Source organism: Blastococcus jejuensis (assembly GCF_039534705.1).
Classification (GTDB): Bacteria; Actinomycetota; Actinomycetes; order Mycobacteriales; family Geodermatophilaceae; genus Blastococcus_B; species Blastococcus_B jejuensis.
In genome coordinates this window covers 487153-501995 of record NZ_BAAAVV010000001.1, presented here as the reverse complement: position 1 = coordinate 501995, position 14843 = coordinate 487153, and the positions used below count along the sequence as shown (strand labels likewise).

The 14843-nt window shown below is 74.0% G+C and carries 17 protein-coding genes; 12 read left to right on the top strand and 5 right to left on the bottom strand.

Translation table 11 applies throughout. The annotated features are described in order from the left end of the window. Window positions 1-4 precede the first annotated feature (4 nt). Window positions 5-934, top strand: coding sequence for an NAD-dependent epimerase/dehydratase family protein (locus ABD644_RS02450; protein ID WP_344686906.1), 930 nt, complete (start codon window positions 5-7; stop codon window positions 932-934). Here the strand turns inward: ABD644_RS02450 and ABD644_RS02445 are convergent, their stop codons facing one another. Further along, on the bottom strand, window positions 935-1189 hold the full coding sequence (locus tag ABD644_RS02445) for a hypothetical protein (RefSeq protein ID WP_344686905.1): 255 nt from the start codon (window positions 1187-1189) through the stop codon (window positions 935-937). It lies immediately after the preceding gene. 261 nt (window positions 1190-1450) lie between these two features. Here ABD644_RS02445 and ABD644_RS02440 point away from each other — a divergent pair, with 261 nt between their 5' ends. Next, complete coding sequence (locus ABD644_RS02440; protein ID WP_344686904.1) at window positions 1451-1984, top strand: heme-binding beta-barrel domain-containing protein; 534 nt, start codon at window positions 1451-1453, stop codon at window positions 1982-1984. Then, window positions 1981-3678, top strand: coding sequence for a DUF885 domain-containing protein (locus ABD644_RS02435; protein WP_344686903.1), 1698 nt, complete (start codon window positions 1981-1983; stop codon window positions 3676-3678). The genes ABD644_RS02440 and ABD644_RS02435 overlap by 4 nt, the downstream gene beginning before the upstream one ends. On the opposite strand, the gene ABD644_RS02430 is transcribed toward ABD644_RS02435, so the two are convergent. The 4 genes from ABD644_RS02430 to ABD644_RS02415 all read right to left on the bottom strand — a co-directional run bounded on the left by ABD644_RS02430 (window position 3599) and on the right by ABD644_RS02415 (window position 7728). After that, window positions 3599-4417: a hypothetical protein gene (locus tag ABD644_RS02430; protein ID WP_344686902.1), complete on the bottom strand. Its 819-nt coding sequence runs from the start codon at window positions 4415-4417 to the stop codon at window positions 3599-3601. The two genes, ABD644_RS02435 and ABD644_RS02430, sit on opposite strands and share 80 nt — an antisense overlap. Before the next feature lie 14 nt (window positions 4418-4431). Continuing rightward, on the bottom strand, window positions 4432-5160 hold the full coding sequence (locus tag ABD644_RS02425; RefSeq protein WP_344686901.1) for a hypothetical protein: 729 nt from the start codon (window positions 5158-5160) through the stop codon (window positions 4432-4434). 311 nt (window positions 5161-5471) lie between these two features. Further along, window positions 5472-6803, bottom strand: coding sequence for a Na+/H+ antiporter NhaA (nhaA, locus tag ABD644_RS02420; RefSeq protein ID WP_344686900.1), 1332 nt, complete (start codon window positions 6801-6803; stop codon window positions 5472-5474). A gap of 76 nt (window positions 6804-6879) precedes the next feature. Then, complete coding sequence (locus tag ABD644_RS02415) at window positions 6880-7728, bottom strand: aminotransferase class IV (protein WP_344686898.1); 849 nt, start codon at window positions 7726-7728, stop codon at window positions 6880-6882. Between the two features lie 39 nt (window positions 7729-7767). On the opposite strand from ABD644_RS02415, the gene ABD644_RS02410 reads away from it, so the two are divergent. From ABD644_RS02410 to ABD644_RS02370, 9 genes are all read left to right on the top strand, one after another. Beyond that, on the top strand, window positions 7768-8226 hold the full coding sequence (locus ABD644_RS02410; RefSeq protein ID WP_344686897.1) for a Fur family transcriptional regulator: 459 nt from the start codon (window positions 7768-7770) through the stop codon (window positions 8224-8226). Further along, window positions 8223-9332, top strand: coding sequence for a CAF17-like 4Fe-4S cluster assembly/insertion protein YgfZ (ygfZ, locus tag ABD644_RS02405; RefSeq protein WP_344686896.1), 1110 nt, complete (start codon window positions 8223-8225; stop codon window positions 9330-9332). Before ABD644_RS02410 ends, ygfZ begins: the two co-directional genes overlap by 4 nt. Then, entirely contained in the window at window positions 9329-10168 is an 840-nt protein-coding gene (locus ABD644_RS02400; RefSeq protein WP_344686895.1) for a beta-keto acid cleavage family enzyme, read from the top strand. Before ygfZ ends, ABD644_RS02400 begins: the two co-directional genes overlap by 4 nt. After that, entirely contained in the window at window positions 10165-10725 is a 561-nt protein-coding gene (locus tag ABD644_RS02395) for an RsiG family protein (protein WP_344686894.1), read from the top strand. The genes ABD644_RS02400 and ABD644_RS02395 overlap by 4 nt, the downstream gene beginning before the upstream one ends. Next, complete coding sequence (locus tag ABD644_RS02390) at window positions 10722-11690, top strand: asparaginase (RefSeq protein ID WP_344687194.1); 969 nt, start codon at window positions 10722-10724, stop codon at window positions 11688-11690. Before ABD644_RS02395 ends, ABD644_RS02390 begins: the two co-directional genes overlap by 4 nt. An 87-nt stretch (window positions 11691-11777) precedes the next feature. Beyond that, window positions 11778-12275 carry a helix-turn-helix domain-containing protein gene (locus ABD644_RS02385; RefSeq protein ID WP_344686893.1) on the top strand — a complete coding sequence of 166 codons (498 nt, stop codon included), beginning with the start codon at window positions 11778-11780 and terminating at the stop codon, window positions 12273-12275. Then, entirely contained in the window at window positions 12272-13048 is a 777-nt protein-coding gene (locus tag ABD644_RS02380) for a hypothetical protein (protein WP_344686892.1), read from the top strand. The genes ABD644_RS02385 and ABD644_RS02380 overlap by 4 nt, the downstream gene beginning before the upstream one ends. A 200-nt stretch (window positions 13049-13248) precedes the next feature. Next, complete coding sequence (locus ABD644_RS02375) at window positions 13249-13530, top strand: DUF2516 family protein (RefSeq protein WP_344686891.1); 282 nt, start codon at window positions 13249-13251, stop codon at window positions 13528-13530. Between the two features lie 140 nt (window positions 13531-13670). Further along, window positions 13671-14804, top strand: a complete 1134-nt coding sequence (locus ABD644_RS02370; protein WP_344686890.1) for a cupin domain-containing protein — start codon at window positions 13671-13673, stop codon at window positions 14802-14804. The last annotated feature ends 39 nt before the right edge of the window (window positions 14805-14843 follow it).

Sequence of the window (14843 nt, the reverse complement as noted above, 5' to 3'; positions counted from 1 at the left end):
TCCCATGGCACTGCACGTCATCGTCGGCAAGGGCCCGGTCGGCGCCACCACCGCTGCTGCCCTCGTCGAGCGCGGCCATGAGGTCCGCGTCCTCTCGCGCAGCGGGGGCACGAGCACCGCGACCGTCGAGCACCGGCAGGTCGACGCGACCGACGCCGCGGCGCTCACCGCGGCCGCCCGCGGAGCCGACGCCCTCTACAACGCCGTCAACCCCGCCTACCACCGGTGGGCCACCGACTGGCCGCCGGTGGCCACCGCACTGCTGACGGCCGCCGAGCGCACCGGCGCCGTCCTGGTGACGATGGGCAACCTCTACGTGTACGGCCGCCCGTCCGGGCCGATGACTCCGCACTCGCCGCTGGCGGCGACCGACGTCAAGGGCCGCGTCCGGCTGGGCATGTGGGAGCAGGCCCTCGAGGCGCACCGTGCCGGCCGGGTGCGGGTGACCGAGGCGCGGGCCGCGGACTTCGTCGGGCCGCAGGTCCCGGCCGACCACAGCCACCTGGTCCGCCAGCTCCCGGCCCTGCGCGCGGGCCGCCGCGCCTGGGTGGTCGGCGACCCCGATGTCCCCCGCAGCTGGGCGTACCTCCCCGACGTCGCGGCCACCCTCGCCGTCCTCGGCACCGACGAGCGGGCCTGGGGCCGGGCGTGGCACGTGCCGAGCACGGCGCCCCGCTCGCAGCGGGAGGCGCTGGCCGACCTGGCCGCGGCCATGGATGCACCCGAGCCGCGGGTCAGCGGGCTGCCGTGGGGGTTGCTGCGCGCGATCGGCGTGGCGGTGCCGGTGATGCGGGAGGTCGTGGACATCCGGCACCAGTTCGACCAGGCCTTCGTCATCGACTCGGCCGAGACGACGGCGACGTTCGGCATCGCCGCCACCCCGTGGGACGAGGTCGTCGCGGCGACGGTCTCGCAGGCGGCGCTGTCGATCTGATCAGTCGAGCAGGAGATGGACGGCGGTGCCGATGGCCGGTGCCAATCCGATGAGCCACAGGCCCGCGGGCAGCCGCCGGTCGAGGGCCATGCTCGCGCACCCCACTGCACCGACACCCGTCAGCGAGATGAGCAGCAGTGCGGGGATCGAGTCGCCGAGCCGGGCCCAGCCGGAGCGCCCGTCCGCCCAGCCGGTCAGGACCACGAACGCGGAGCAGGCGATGGCGAGCACAGTGCCGTAGACGAGAGCCAGCACGCGGCCCGATCGCGCGAGACGTCGTCGTTCCCAGGCAGCCATTCAGCGGCCGATCGCCATCGCAGCTCCTCGCCGTCGTCCGGCCTCGCTGTCGTCCGGCCCATCGTGGCCCCTCCGGGGCTCTGGTGCCGGTCCGGGGCCGCGTGATTACCGTGGGGCCATGCTGTCTGCCTGGGCCCTGGTCACCCTCGCGGCGCTCGGCTCGCTCGGGAGCGCCTGGGCCGCCTACCGCCTGGCCCGCCGTCCGCGGGTCGCCCGCCGATGAGCGGGCCGACCGAGCTGCCGGTCCCCGACACCGCCGACGTCCGCAGCGGCCCGGAGGTCCATGAGTCGCTGCTGTCGGTGCTGCCGCTGCTGGGCGAGTGGCACGGCGAGGGCCAGGCGGCGGGCGCCGGTGGTGACCACCGCTTCGGCCAGTGGATCCGCTTCAGCCACGACGGCCGCGGATTCCTCGCCTACGAGTCGCGCACGTGGCGGCTCACCGACGACGGCTCGATCGTCGGACCCGACCTGCGCGAGTCCGGGTTCTGGCGCCCCCGCGGGCAGGACGACGTCGAGCTGCTCGTCGCCAGCCCGGAGGGCCTGGTCGAGCTCTACGTCGGCCGGGCCCGGACGACGACGAGCTGGGAGTTGACGACCGACGTCCTCGCGCGCACGCCCGACGCGCCCGACGTGACCCGCGCCGTCCGGCTCTACGGGATCGTCGACGGAGCCCTCATGTACGCCATCGACCGGGCCGGCGGCGACGAGCCGCTGCGCCCGACGATGTCCGCCCGACTGGAACGGATCCGATGAGCACCCCCACCACCCCGCGCGGGGTCGCCGACCGCTACGTCGACGCCCTCTGCGAGCTGGACCCGCTGGTCGCCACGCAGCTGGGCACCCACCCCGGTGACGACCGGCTGCCCGATCTCAGCCCGGCGGGGCTGGCCGCCGAGGAGGCGCTCGAGCGCGCGACGCTCGCCGAGCTCGACCGCGTCCTGGCGGCCGATCCGTCGCTCGACGACGACCCGGTCGAGCGGCGCTGCGCCCGGTTGCTGCGCGAGCGGCTCGGCGCCGAGCTGGCCGCGCACGAGGCGGGCGAGGGGTTCCGGTCGCTGAACAACCTGTTCAGCCCGATCCACGCGATCCGGCAGGTCTTCTCGATGATGCCGGCCGGCTCCGACGAGGACTGGGCCGTCATCGCGCGCCGGATGGCCCGGGTGCCCGAGGCCTACCGCGGCTTCCGGGAGAGCCTGGAGGAGGGCTGCCGGCGCGGGGCCGTCGTCGCGCCCCGGCAGGCGCGGACCGTCGTCGCGCAGCTCGACGAGTGGATGGCCGGGCCGTACTTCGCCGGATTCGTGGCCACCGGACCCGAGGCGCTGCTGCCCGAGCTCGCCGCCGCCGCCCGCGCGGCCGACGACGCCGTGGCCGAGATCCGCGACTACCTGCGGGACGTGTACGCCCCGCACACCGAGGGGACGCCGGACGCCGTCGGCCGGGAGCGCTACGCCCTGGCGGTGCGCCGCTGGACGGGCTCGGACCTGGGTGCCGGCACCGGTCTCGAGGACGCCTACGCCTGGGGCTGGGCCGAGCACCGGCGGATCCTCGCCGAGCAGCGCATCGAGGCCGAGAAGGTCCTGCCCGGTGGCACCCCGATGGAGGCCATGCGCTGGCTCGGGGTCAACGGTCCCGCCGTCGACGGCGTGGAGGCGATCCGCGAGCGGCTGCAGGCCATGATGGACGACGCGATCGCGGCGCTGGACGGCACGCACTTCGACCTCGCCGAGCCCGTGCGCCGCGTCGAGGCGATGATCGCGCCCCCCGGCAGCGCCGCGGCGCCGTACTACACGCGGCCGTCGCAGGACTTCTCCCGCCCGGGTCGCACCTGGCTGCCGACGCTCGGCCGCATCCGCTTCCCGCTCTGGGACCTCGTCTCGATCTGGTACCACGAGGGCGTCCCCGGCCACCACCTGCAGCTGGCGCAGTGGGCCTACGTCTCGAAGGACCTCTCGACCTACCAGGCGTCCCTGGGGTCGGTCGGCGCCAACGTCGAGGGCTGGGCGCTCTACGCCGAGCGGCTGATGGACGAGCTCGGCTACTTCACCGACCCCGGCGAGCGGTTGGGCTTCCTCGACGCGCAGCAGCTGCGGTCGGTGCGGGTGGTCATCGACATCGGCATGCACCTCGGGCTGCCGATCCCCGACGACGCCGAGGGCGCGCTGGCCGAGCACCGCGGGCAGCCGTGGACGCCGGACCTGGCCCGGGCCTTCCTCGGCGAGAACTCCGGCGCCGACCTCGCCTTCCTCGACAGCGAGCTGGTCCGCTACCTGGGCATCCCCGGCCAGGCCATCAGCTACAAGCTGGGCGAGCGGGCGTGGCTCGACGGCCGGGCGGCCGCCCAGGAGGCCCGCGGCGCCGACTTCGACCTCAAGGCGTGGCACATGGCGGCGCTGTCGCAGGGCTCGCTGGGGCTCGACGACCTCGCTGCGGAGCTGGCGCAGCTGTAGGGCCGAGCACCGCCAGCGCCGCGACGGCGACTCCCCAGCCGATGCAGAGGGCCGACTCGAGCTCGGGCACCCCGGCCCACGTGCCGGGGAAGGCGAAGGAGACCAGCCCGACGTACCCGGCGCACAGGCCGGCGCCGATCCCGAGGAACCGCCGGCCCCGCGGCCAGACGGCGGCGAGCAGCGCCAGCGCCGGCAGCGCCAGGGCGAACGCGCCCTGCACGGCGTAGTGGTCGACCCCCATCGTGACGTCACCGATGATCACGCCCGCCCCGCGGCGGCTGCCCGCGAACATGCGCTCGGCGTGCAGGACGCCGGGGACGACGCCGAGCGCCGCCACGACGAGCAGCGGGACCGACAGCGACCGGGCGAGCGGGAGCACCCGCTCGCGCGCCGGCAGCAGGGCGGTGACGACGGCAGCCTCGACGACCAGGACGCCGACGAAGAGCAGCAGGGGCCACTCCAGCCCTGCGACGACCGCCACGGCCATCGTCGCGAACGCGACGAGCAGGGTCGCCTGGGCGGGTGCCGTGCGGTGCGGGGTCACCGCGACGGCCAGGAACGGGCCGCCGACCAGCACCGTCATGAACATCCCCCAGCTCGCCTCGAGGACGACCGGCCAGTCGGGATCCCAGGTGACCGACAGATCGGTCAGCCCGAAGCCGGGGAGGACCAGCCAGGTCAGGGCGAAGAGGACGGCCATGACACGGACGGCAAGGACGCGGACGGCGAGCAGACGCACCGGCGCAGGATGCCTCAGTCGGGTGCGTCGAAGGGCAACGGGTTCACCGTGTCGGCGTCCCAGGTGAACCGCTGGTCGGCCGGGACGGCCGCCGCCTCGATCCCCGGGTGTGCGAGCAGGTCGGCCACGCACGGGGCGGACCCGCCGACGAACGTCGTCACCAGGTCGATGTCGGTGGCCACGACCCACGACCGGTCGTCGGGCCACCACAGCGACGCGCTCTGCTCCGAGGGCTCGTCGGCCATGTTCGCCGCCGCGAGGTCGACCGGTCCGCGCACCAGCCAGTGATCGCGGGCCGGCAGCGCGAGGGTGGGGGCGTCACCGACGATGAACCCGAAGCCGGACCAGACGCCGAAGAACACGTCGTCCGGTGTGCCCGTGTGCCGGCGCAGCACCGCGGCCAGCGCGTCGGCCACGCCCACCGGCAGGTGCCCGCGGGCGGGTGCCTGGTCCCAGAGCGGCGACTGGTCGGCGTCGTCGAAGAACTCCATCGAACCGGTCAGCGAACCCCACTCCATGGCCGGGTGGGCGACGGTCCGGTTGGCGGCGGCGACCTCCGCCCAGCGGACGTCGACGTCGTCGTCCCCCCGGTAGCGGACGGCGGGGTGGAAGACGCGGACGTAGCCGTCGAAGACCGGCGGGACCAGCGACCCGACCACGTGCTCGTCGAAGGGGTGTACGGCGGCGGCGATCCAGGCCCCGGGGGAGACGTCGTCCTCGAGGGGGCGCCCGGCGAACTGCACGGGGAGGAATTTACCCAGGGAACGGACAACCCCCGGGCTGCTCCGCGGCGCTCCACGCGGAGCGGCTCGCGGGCCGACTGGACAACGTCGGCGGCCCGGGGGTCGGGTGACTGTCCGGTTCTCGCTCGCCGCCGTACGACGGACGGGCGATCTGCCGTCGCTCAGACACGAGTCTGAACGGGCGGCCCATCTGGACGGCGGCTAGCGGACAGCCACCTCACGTGTCCTGTAGCTCATCAAGTTACGGACCACCTCCTCTCTCGTGTACGACGACGGTACGTCGCCGAAAACGAGCGCGGCAAGCGCAATTCTCAGCCCTCGGCGAACGGCCGGTCGCGGCGGTCGTCGACCGGGTCCCAGGCGTCGGGGATCCCGTCCTGGTCGACGTCGCGCACCTCCTCCTCGTGGATCCGCTTGTAGCGGCGATTGCGCAGGCGCAGGACGACGGTGGCCAGCAGCGCCGCGGCGAGGGTGCCGGCGAGGATGCCGACCTTGGCGTGGTCGAACGCGGCGCTCCCCGGGCCGTACGCGAGCTCGGTGATCAGCAGCGAGACGGTGAAGCCGATGCCGCCCAGCAGCGACAGCCCGATGACGTCCGGCCAGCCCAGGCTCTCGTCGAGTTCTGCCCGCGTGAAGCGGGAGACCAGCCAGGTCGCGGCGGTGATGCCGACCGCCTTCCCCGCGACCAGGCCGAGCACGATGCCGATCGCGATGCTGTCGCCCAGCGAGGCGCCGAGCCCGGAGATCCCGCCGACCGCGACCCCCGCGGAGAAGAAGGCGAAGACGGGGACGGCGACGCCCGCCGACAGCGGGCGCAGCCGGTGCTCGAAGTGCTCGGCGAGGCCCGGACCGGCCTCCGGGCCGCCGTCCGCCGGCCTGCGCACCACCGGCACGGTGAAGGCCAGCAGCACGCCGGCGACCGTCGCGTGCACGCCGGACTCGTGCATGAGCACCCACGTGAGCGCGGCGAGCGGGAGCAGCAGCCACCACGACCGGATCCGCTTCTGCACCAGGAACCCGAAGGCCGTCAGGGGCAGCAGTGAGAGCAGCAGGGCGGTCACGTTCAGCCCGGCGGTGTAGAAGATCGCGATCACCACGATCGCCAGCAGGTCGTCGACGACGGCGAGCGTCAGCAGGAAGGTGCGCAGTGCGGTCGGCAGGTGGGTGCTGATCACCGCGAGGACGGCGAGTGCGAAGGCGATGTCGGTCGCCGACGGGATGGCCCAGCCGCGGAGGGCGCCGTCGGCACCGCCGAGGTTGACCAGCACGAAGAACAGCGCGGGCACCGCCATGCCGCCGACCGCCGCGGCGACCGGCAGGGCCGCCCGCCGCGGGTCGCGCAGGTCGCCCGCGACGAACTCGCGCTTGAGCTCCAGCCCGGCGACGAAGAAGAAGATCGCCAGCAGGCCGTCGGCTGCCCAGGTGCCCAGCGACAGGTCCAGGTGCAGCGACGCGGGGCCGACGCGGGCGTCACGGAGGGCCTCGTAGCCGGCGCCCCAGGGGGAGTTGGCCCAGACGAGGGCGATCGCGGCGGCGGCGAGCAGCAGGGCCCCGCCGACCGTCTCCCGGCGCAGCACCTCGGTGACGCGCTTGGCCTCGGTCCACGAGCCCCGGCCGAACAGACGGGTGGGTGCGGTGGTCATGGGGGCGGCTCCGGGGGGCAGCAGGGGTCGGTTCGAGAACTGCCGACCAGACTTCCCGGCGCACCTGACGAGCAGGCTACCGGGCGAGCAGCTCCCGGACGCTCGCGGACAGGCCGCCGTCGCCGCGCGGGACGCCGTCGAGCGTGTGCACGGTCGCCGCGGCCCGCACCCCGGACACCAGCCAGACCGCGTCGGCGGCGCGCAGGTCGTCGACGGTGCCCGGCGTGACCGCCGTCGGCCGCCCGGCGTCGGCCGCGCGGGCGAAGAGCCGGGCCATCGTCGTGCCGGGGAGGATGCCGGTCTCCAGCGGCGGGGTGTGCAGCACGCCGTCGGCGGACCACACGACCGTGGAGGTCGGCCCCTCCAGGATCTGACCCTCGAGCGACGTGAAGATCACGTCGTCGGCCCCCCGGGCGGCGGCGTGCCGCAGGGCGGCCATGTTGACCGCGTAGGACAGCGTCTTGGCGCCGCCCAGGAGCCAGGGTGCGTGCGACCGGAAGTCCGCCGGGACGCCCAGGCCGAGCGTGATCACCGAGATGCCGTCGGTGCGCTGGCGGACGACCTCCGCCGGCACCGGGGAGAGCACGGCGAGTGCGGTCGGGGGCAGGCCCTGGCCGAGACCGCGGGTGAGGAAGAGCCGGATCACGCCGTCGGTACCGGGGTCCCAGCCGGCGAGCACGCTGTCGACCAGCGCTCGCCAGACGGTCTCCCCGACGTCGGAGAGCTCCAGCAGCTCCGCCGACCGCGCCAGCCGGGCGAGGTGCGCCGGCAGGTGCGGGGCGCCGGCGCCGACCACCGCGATCGACTCGAAGACGCCGTCGCCGCGTCCCAACCCCAGGTCGAACGCCGTCACGACCGGCTGGTCGGCGGGCACGCGGACCGCCGCGCCGTCGCGCCAGACCGCCACCACTCGTTCGTCGGTCACGGGGGACAGCCTGCCGCACCCCGGGCATAGGCTCCGCGCATGGGTTCCGAGGACGCCGGGGCGCCGCTGGCGCAACGGTTGCGCGCCCGCGGACTGCGGCTGACCGCGCAGCGGGCGCGCGTGCTGGACGCGGTGACGGCGCTGGAGCACGCGACGCCCGAGGCGATCGGAGCCCGGCTGCGCGAGGAGTCCGGCCCGGGCGAGCCGGCACCGGACGCCTCCACCGTCTACCGGAACCTCGAACTGCTCGAGCGGCTCGGCCTGGTGTGGCACACGCACCTCGGCAAGGGGGCGCCGATCTACCACGCGTCGGAGCACCCGCACCTGCACGTGGTGTGCGCCTCGTGCGGCGCGGTCGAGTCCGCCCCGTCCGGGTTGCTGGACGGCGCCGCGGAACGTCTGGCGGCCGATCTGGGTTTCACCGTGGACGTGGGGCACGTCGCCCTGTCCGGCACGTGCCGGGCCTGCAGCGAACGAGCCGGATCGGAGCACTCATGACCGCATCACCCCTGCTCGCCCTCCCCGGGGCGGTGCAGATCGAGGGCGGGGGCACCTCTGGGTACCGCACAGCCGCTCATTACGGCGACCCGCTGCGCGAGCAGCGGACGCTCGCCGAGGGCGCCGGTCTGGTCGACCGCAGCGACCGCGACGTCGTCGTCGTCCCCGGCGCCGACCGGTTGTCCTGGCTGCACAGCCTGACCAGCCAGCACCTCGACCGGCTGGCCGACGGGACGGGCACCGAGGCGCTGATCCTCTCGCCGCAGGGGCACGTGGAGCACCACCTCGTGCTGGCCGACCTCGACGGCACGACCTGGGCCGACGTCGAGCCCGGCACCGGCGAGGCACTGCACACCTTCCTCGACCGGATGCGGTTCATGCTCCGGGTCGAGCCGCGGCTGGTGACCGACGAGTGGGCGGTGCTCGGCGTCGTCGGTCCGACGGCGGCCGACGTCCTGACGCGCGCGGGCATCCCGGTCCCGGCGGCGCCGTACGAGGTGCACGCGCTCGACCAGGGCTTCGTCCGGCGCATGCCGCCGCTCGGCGACGGTGCGGCCACCGTGTTCGACGTCGTGGTCCCGCGGCGAGAGATCGCCGCCATCGGCGACCGGGTGATCGCGGCCGGCGCCGCCCCCGCCGGGTTCCAGGCCTACGAGGCGCTGCGGGTCGAGGCCCGCCGGCCCCGGTTCGGACTCGACTCCGACCACCGCACCATCCCGAACGAGCTCAGCTGGCTGCGCACGGCCGTCCACCTGGACAAGGGCTGCTACCGCGGCCAGGAGACCGTGGCCCGGGTGCACAACCTGGGCCGCCCGCCGCGACGGCTGGTGCTCCTGCACCTCGACGGCGTGAGCGAGGTGCTGGCCGAGCCCGGCACGCCGGTCCTGGCCGGGGCGCGGGAGGTCGGTCGCGTGGGCACGGTGGTCCGCCACTTCGAGCTCGGCGTCATCGCGCTGGCCCTGGTGAAGCGCTCGGTCGCTGTCGACGCGGCGCTCACGGTGGCCGGTTCCACGGCCTCGATCGACGCCGACGACGTGCTCGACGAGACCGACGACACGGCCCGGGAGCGGATCCGGGCGATCCGGTCTGCCACGATCGGCCGGTGACACCCGCCACCCTGCTCACCGTCGCCCCCACCGGGGCGGAGTCGGCCAAGGCCGACGTCCCGACCCTGCCGGTCACCGTCGAGGAGATCGCGGCGACCGCGCGGGACTGCCAGGCCGTGGGCGCGGCCGTGGTGCACCTGCACATCCGCGACGCCGAGACGCGGCCCACGCTCGACCTGGCGCGGGTGGCCGAGGTCGTGGCGGCGGTGCGCGAGTCGAGCGACCTGATCGTGCAGCTCTCCACCGGGGGAGCGGTCACCGACCCGTTCGACGCGCGCCTCGCCGTCCTCGACGCGCAGCCCGACGCCGCCTCGCTGTCGCTGGGAACGGTCAACTTCGGCCGCGACGTCTTCAGCAACCCGTGGGACCTGATCGTGGAGCTGCACACGCAGATGCAGCAGCGCGGGATCGTGCCCGAGTACGAGGTGTTCGACCTCGGCCACCTGGCGACGCTGACCCGCCTGCTCGACAAGTACGGGCCGCCGCACGGGGGTCACGTGCACGTCGACCTCGTGATGGGCGTGCCCGGCGGCATGCCGGGGACGACGCAGGCCCTGGCCGCCTGCCTGCCGCACATCCCGCCCGGCGCCACCTTCGCCGCCACCGGGGTGGGCCGCACGTCGTTGCCGGTGATGCTCGCCGCGCTGTCGGCCGGCGGTCACCTCCGGGTGGGCATGGAGGACACCCTCACCTACGCTCCGGGCGAGCCGGTGCGCGACAACGCACAACTGGTCGCCCGCGCGGCCGGCCTCGCCCGCATCGCCCAGCGCCCGCCGATGAGTACCGACGACGCCCGCAGCTTGCTGGGCATCAAGCCGATGGAGAGAGCCTCATGAGTCCGAAGCCTTCCCCGGCGGGCGGCGCCGCCGTCGACGAGCTGCTCGAGCCGGCATTCCTCGAGAACGCGATGCGCAGCTCCATGACCGACGTGCGGCTGCTGCGCCGGAAGGCCGAGCAGGAGGAGGTCAACCTCTCCTACACCCGCCGCCTGCTGCAGGGACGGCTCGACATCGTGCGTCGCGAGCTGCAGCGCCGGGCCGAGCACGACGGCCGGTCGCTGGTCGACCTGCTGCCCGAGATCCTGTCGGAGAAGGGCCGCGGTCCCGCGCACGGACTGGGGCGGCACCAGACGGTGCAGCCGCACGCGCCGGAGGAGTACGAGTCGTGGGTCAACGCCCTCACCGGGGGCATCGACATCTCCGCGATCTCCGACCTCAGTGACGCCAAGCTGGAAAAGGTGGCGCGGGCGCTGGCCGCCGCCGAGAGCGGGCTGTCCGAGCGCCGGCGCGGCGTGCAGCAGGTGATGGACGCGCTCGCCGCCGAGCTCGGCCGCCGCTACCGCGACGGCGAGGCCGACGTCGCGGCACTCCTCGCCGACGAGGGACGCCACTGAACGGGTGGCCGGACAACCCCGTCCTGGTCGAGGTCTGGCGGTCCGGCTTCCTGGAGTCGGTGCACCGCGGCGCGCTCGTCGTCCTCGCCGCCGACGGGTCGGTCCGGTTCGCGACCGGCGCCGTCGACCGGCCGATCCTGCCGCGGTCGTCGAACAAGCCGGTGCAGGCCACCGCGCTGCTCGCCGCCGGCTGGGTGCCCCGCTCCGGCGAGGAGCTGGCGATCGGTGCCGGGTCGCACAACGGCGAGGACGGGCACCGCGACCTGGTCGCCGGCATGCTGGCCGCCGCCGGGCTCGGGCCCGACGACCTCGGCTGCCCGCCGGCCCTGCCCCAGCACGAGGCGACGAAGGCGGCCTGGCTGGTCGACGGCCGCGCGCCGGAGCGGCTGGCGATGAACTGCTCGGGCAAGCACGCGGCGATGCTCGCGGCCTGCGTGGCCTCGGGCTGGGCGACGTCGGGGTACCTCGAGCGCGACCACCCGCTGCAGCAGGCGATCGAGGCCCGGCTGGGCGAGGCCGCCGGGGAGTCCGTGACGGCGGTCGTGGTCGACGGGTGCGGGGCCCCGCAGCACGCGCTGTCCCTGACCGGCCTGGCGCGCGGCGTGCTCTCCCTGGTCCACGCCGCCGAGGGGTCGCCGGAACGCTCCGTCGCGGACGCGATGCGGGCCCACCCCTGGCTGGTGGCCGGTACCGGCCGGGAGGACACCGACCTGATGACGGCGGTTCCCGGGCTGCTGGTCAAGGGCGGGGCCGACGGCGTCCACGTGGCCGCGCTGCCGGGTGGCGGTGCCGTGGCGCTCAAGCTCGACGACGGCGGTGACCGCGGGCGGACCCCTGCGCTGTGCGCGGGCCTGCAGCGCATCGGCGTCCCGGCCGAGCAGCTCGGCCGGTGGTTGCTGACGCCGGTCAGCGGTGGTGACGGTGTGGTGGGAGAGGTCCGGGCCGCCCCGGCGATAGCCGGCTGACCTGCGCGTTCCGGCGTGACGGGGGTCACGCTCATCTGCTAGCTCTCCCGCTTGCAACTGCTAGCACCCGGGGCTACCGTAGGACACGTGCAGACACCCGGTGAATTCGTCCGCGAGCAGGTGACGACGGTCCGCGAGAAGGTGGACCGGGTCGCCGGTAGCGTGGCGGAGTCCGTGGGCCCGGCCGCGGTCAGCTCGCAGGTCGGCAACTTCATCCGCGAGCAGCGCAACGCCGCCCGCGTGTCCCTGCGCGAACTGGCCCGTACCGCCGGGGTCAGCAACCCGTACCTGTCCCAGGTGGAGCGGGGCCTCCGCAAGCCGTCAGCGGAGATCCTCGCGTCGATCGCCCGGGGCCTGAAGATCTCGGCCGAGTCGCTCTACGAGCAGGCGGGGATCCTCGACCGGCGTTCCGGCAGCCCGGACACCGTTGCGGCGATCCGTTCCGACGAGTCGCTCTCCGAGCGGCACAAGGCCGTGCTCCTCGAGCTCTACGAGACCTATGTCCGCGAGCACCGCGCAGCGCACCCGGCCGCGAAGTCTTCCCACCCCGCCCCCGACACCACGACCTCCAAGGAGTCAGCATGACCGCCACCCAGACCGTGAAGCAGTACGGCGAGTTCGCCGTCACCCACGCCAAGCCCGCCGTCCTCGCCGTCATCGGCGCCGGTGACCTGGCCGTCGAGCGCGCCAAGACCGTGCTCGACCAGTTCCGCAACAAGGCCACCGCCACCGTCGTGGCTCTGCCGGGCGAGGCCCAGGTGCAGGCCGACCTGGCCGTCAAGGAGGCCCGGACCCGGGCCACCGAGGCCGCCGGAACCGCCCGCACGACCGCCCACCAGCTGGCCGTGGCCGTGCGTCCCGAGGCGCTGAAGAGCACCGTCGCCGGCTTCGTGGAGACCGCCCGCACCCAGGCCGTCGCCACCGTCGGCACGCTGGCCGAGCGCGGTGCCGAGGTCGTCGACGACCTGCGCCGTCAGCCCGGTTTCCGCCGCGTCGTCCGTCGCGCCGAGCGCGCCGTCGACGCCGTCGAGGACACCCTTGAGGACGTCCTCGAGGACACCGCCGACGCCGTCAAGGACGCCGCCAACGAGGTGACCTCGGTCGCGCAGAAGACCGCCGCGCGGGCCACCAAGGTCGCGGCCAAGGCCGAGGCCAAGGTCGAGGACGCCGCCGAGAGCACCAAGGCGACCGCGGAGAAGGCCGTCGCCGAGAAGCCGGCCGCCAAGCCGGCCGCCAAGAAGGCCAGCCCCGCCGCCAAGCGGACGCCGGCCAAGGCGACCACGTCGGCGCGCGTCTCCCGCGCCCGCACCGCCAAGCGCGCCAACCCGACGGCCGTTCCCGCCAAGCGCAACGGCTGACGTACGGCACACAGGATCAGGGCCCCCGAGCTGCGCACGCGCTCGGGGGCCCTGTGCTGTCCCGTGAGACGGTGTCCCGGAGACGATGTCCCTGAGACGGGCGGGGAAACGCCGCGGTCGACACCGGGCACCCCGCGACGGGGTGAGCCGACCCTTCGTCCCGGCTGGTCCGGCGCCGCCCGGCGGGTACCCTGCCCGTCATGGGGTTCGACGGGCTGGTCTTCACCGTCCTGGACTACGGGACGCTCGCGCTGGCGCTGTGGGCCTTCGTCGACGCCCTCGTCCGGCCGGCGGCGGGGTTCGTGGCCGCCGGGAAGCTCACCAAGCCCGGGTGGGCGGCGATCACCGGCCTGGCCGTTCTGGTCATCTTCTTCTTCAGGCCGATGAGCTTCCTCGGGCTGCCCGCGGTGATCGCGGCGGTCGTCTACTTGGTCGACGTCCGTCCCGCCGTCCGTGGCCTGCGCCGCGGCAACAGCTGGTGACCGCTTCCCGCTGACCCTCGCGGGGGTGTCGTTGACCGCGCGTAGGCGTGGTCTTATGGTCATACCAACGGCTGCCGAACGGATACCGCCGTTCGCGCGCGCCCGCGCCGACCACCGACGCCCGACCAGGAGGCCCCTGCATGGCCAAGGACGCTCTCGTCAACGAGACTCTGGCGGCGAAGTTCGCCACCGAGAAGGACTCCCCCTACACGCGCTGGGTCGCCGACGAAGGTCTCGACATCATCGCCGCCCACTACGTGCCCGACCTGAAGACCGTCGAGCTCAAGCCGTGGGGCCGCCGCGGTGGCCGGGGCGTGTTCATCAACCACGAGGCGAGCCGCACGTCGAACGACTGCTACGTGGCCGAGATCCCGGCCGGCGGCGCGCTGAACCCGCAGCGGCAGCTGTTCGAGGAGATGATCCTCGTCCTCTCCGGCCACGGCTCGACCAAGGTGTGGAACGACGCGGGCGCCGAGGTCACCTTCGAGTGGGGCCCGGGCGCGCTGTTCGCCATCCCGCTCAACGCCAACCACCAGCACTTCAACGGCTCGGGCACCGAGGTCGCGCGGTTCGTCTCGTCGACCAACGCCCCGGGCATCATCAACCTCTACGACGACATCGACTTCGTCTTCGGCACCGCCCACGACTTCCCGAAGCGCTTCAACGGGGAGCCGGACTACTTCGCGCCCAAGGGTGAGCAGAAGGGCCTGCTGCTCGACACGAACTTCGTCGCCGACTCGATCAACCTGCCCCTGATCGAGGCCAAGGAGCGCGGTGCCGGAGGCGGGCACATCCGCTTCAACATGGCCAAGGGCTCGATGAACAGCCACATCTCGCAGTTCCCGACCGCCACGTACAAGAAGGGGCACCGGCACGGCCCGGGCGCCCACGTGATCATCCTGTCGGGCGAGGGTTACAGCCTCATGTGGCCCGAGGGCGAGGAGCCGCGGCGCTACGAGTGGGGCCCGGGTTCGATGATCGTCCCCCCGAACATGTGGTACCACCAGCACTTCAACACCGGCACCGAGCCGGCCCGCTACCTCGCCTTCAAGCACGAGGTCGTGTCGATCCGCAACGCGCAGGGTGTGCCGAAGGCCTGGATCAGCCAGCGCGTCGGTGGCGACCAGATCGACTACGCCGACGAGTCGTCGTTCGTGCGCGAGACCTTCCGCGAGGCGCTGGCCAAGCACGGCATGGAGCCGCAGATGGAGACCGCCTACGAGCAGGAGCTCGAGTCGCTGCCGCCCAAGCCGGCCGAGGCCGTCTCGGTCTGAGGTGACCCACGCGCACACGCACGAGCACACGCACGGCGG

Coding starts and splice junctions, on each gene's coding strand:
- ABD644_RS02435 (WP_344686903.1), top strand. CDS start 1,981: ATGAGCACCCCCACCACCCCGCGCGGGGTCGCCGACCGCTACGTCGAC.
- ygfZ (WP_344686896.1), top strand. CDS start 8,223: ATGACCGCATCACCCCTGCTCGCCCTCCCCGGGGCGGTGCAGATCGAG.
- nhaA (WP_344686900.1), bottom strand. CDS start 6,803: ATGACCACCGCACCCACCCGTCTGTTCGGCCGGGGCTCGTGGACCGAG.
- ABD644_RS02440 (WP_344686904.1), top strand. CDS start 1,451: ATGAGCGGGCCGACCGAGCTGCCGGTCCCCGACACCGCCGACGTCCGC.
- ABD644_RS02395 (WP_344686894.1), top strand. CDS start 10,165: ATGAGTCCGAAGCCTTCCCCGGCGGGCGGCGCCGCCGTCGACGAGCTG.
- ABD644_RS02370 (WP_344686890.1), top strand. CDS start 13,671: ATGGCCAAGGACGCTCTCGTCAACGAGACTCTGGCGGCGAAGTTCGCC.
- ABD644_RS02380 (WP_344686892.1), top strand. CDS start 12,272: ATGACCGCCACCCAGACCGTGAAGCAGTACGGCGAGTTCGCCGTCACC.
- ABD644_RS02410 (WP_344686897.1), top strand. CDS start 7,768: ATGGGTTCCGAGGACGCCGGGGCGCCGCTGGCGCAACGGTTGCGCGCC.
- ABD644_RS02375 (WP_344686891.1), top strand. CDS start 13,249: ATGGGGTTCGACGGGCTGGTCTTCACCGTCCTGGACTACGGGACGCTC.
- ABD644_RS02450 (WP_344686906.1), top strand. CDS start 5: ATGGCACTGCACGTCATCGTCGGCAAGGGCCCGGTCGGCGCCACCACC.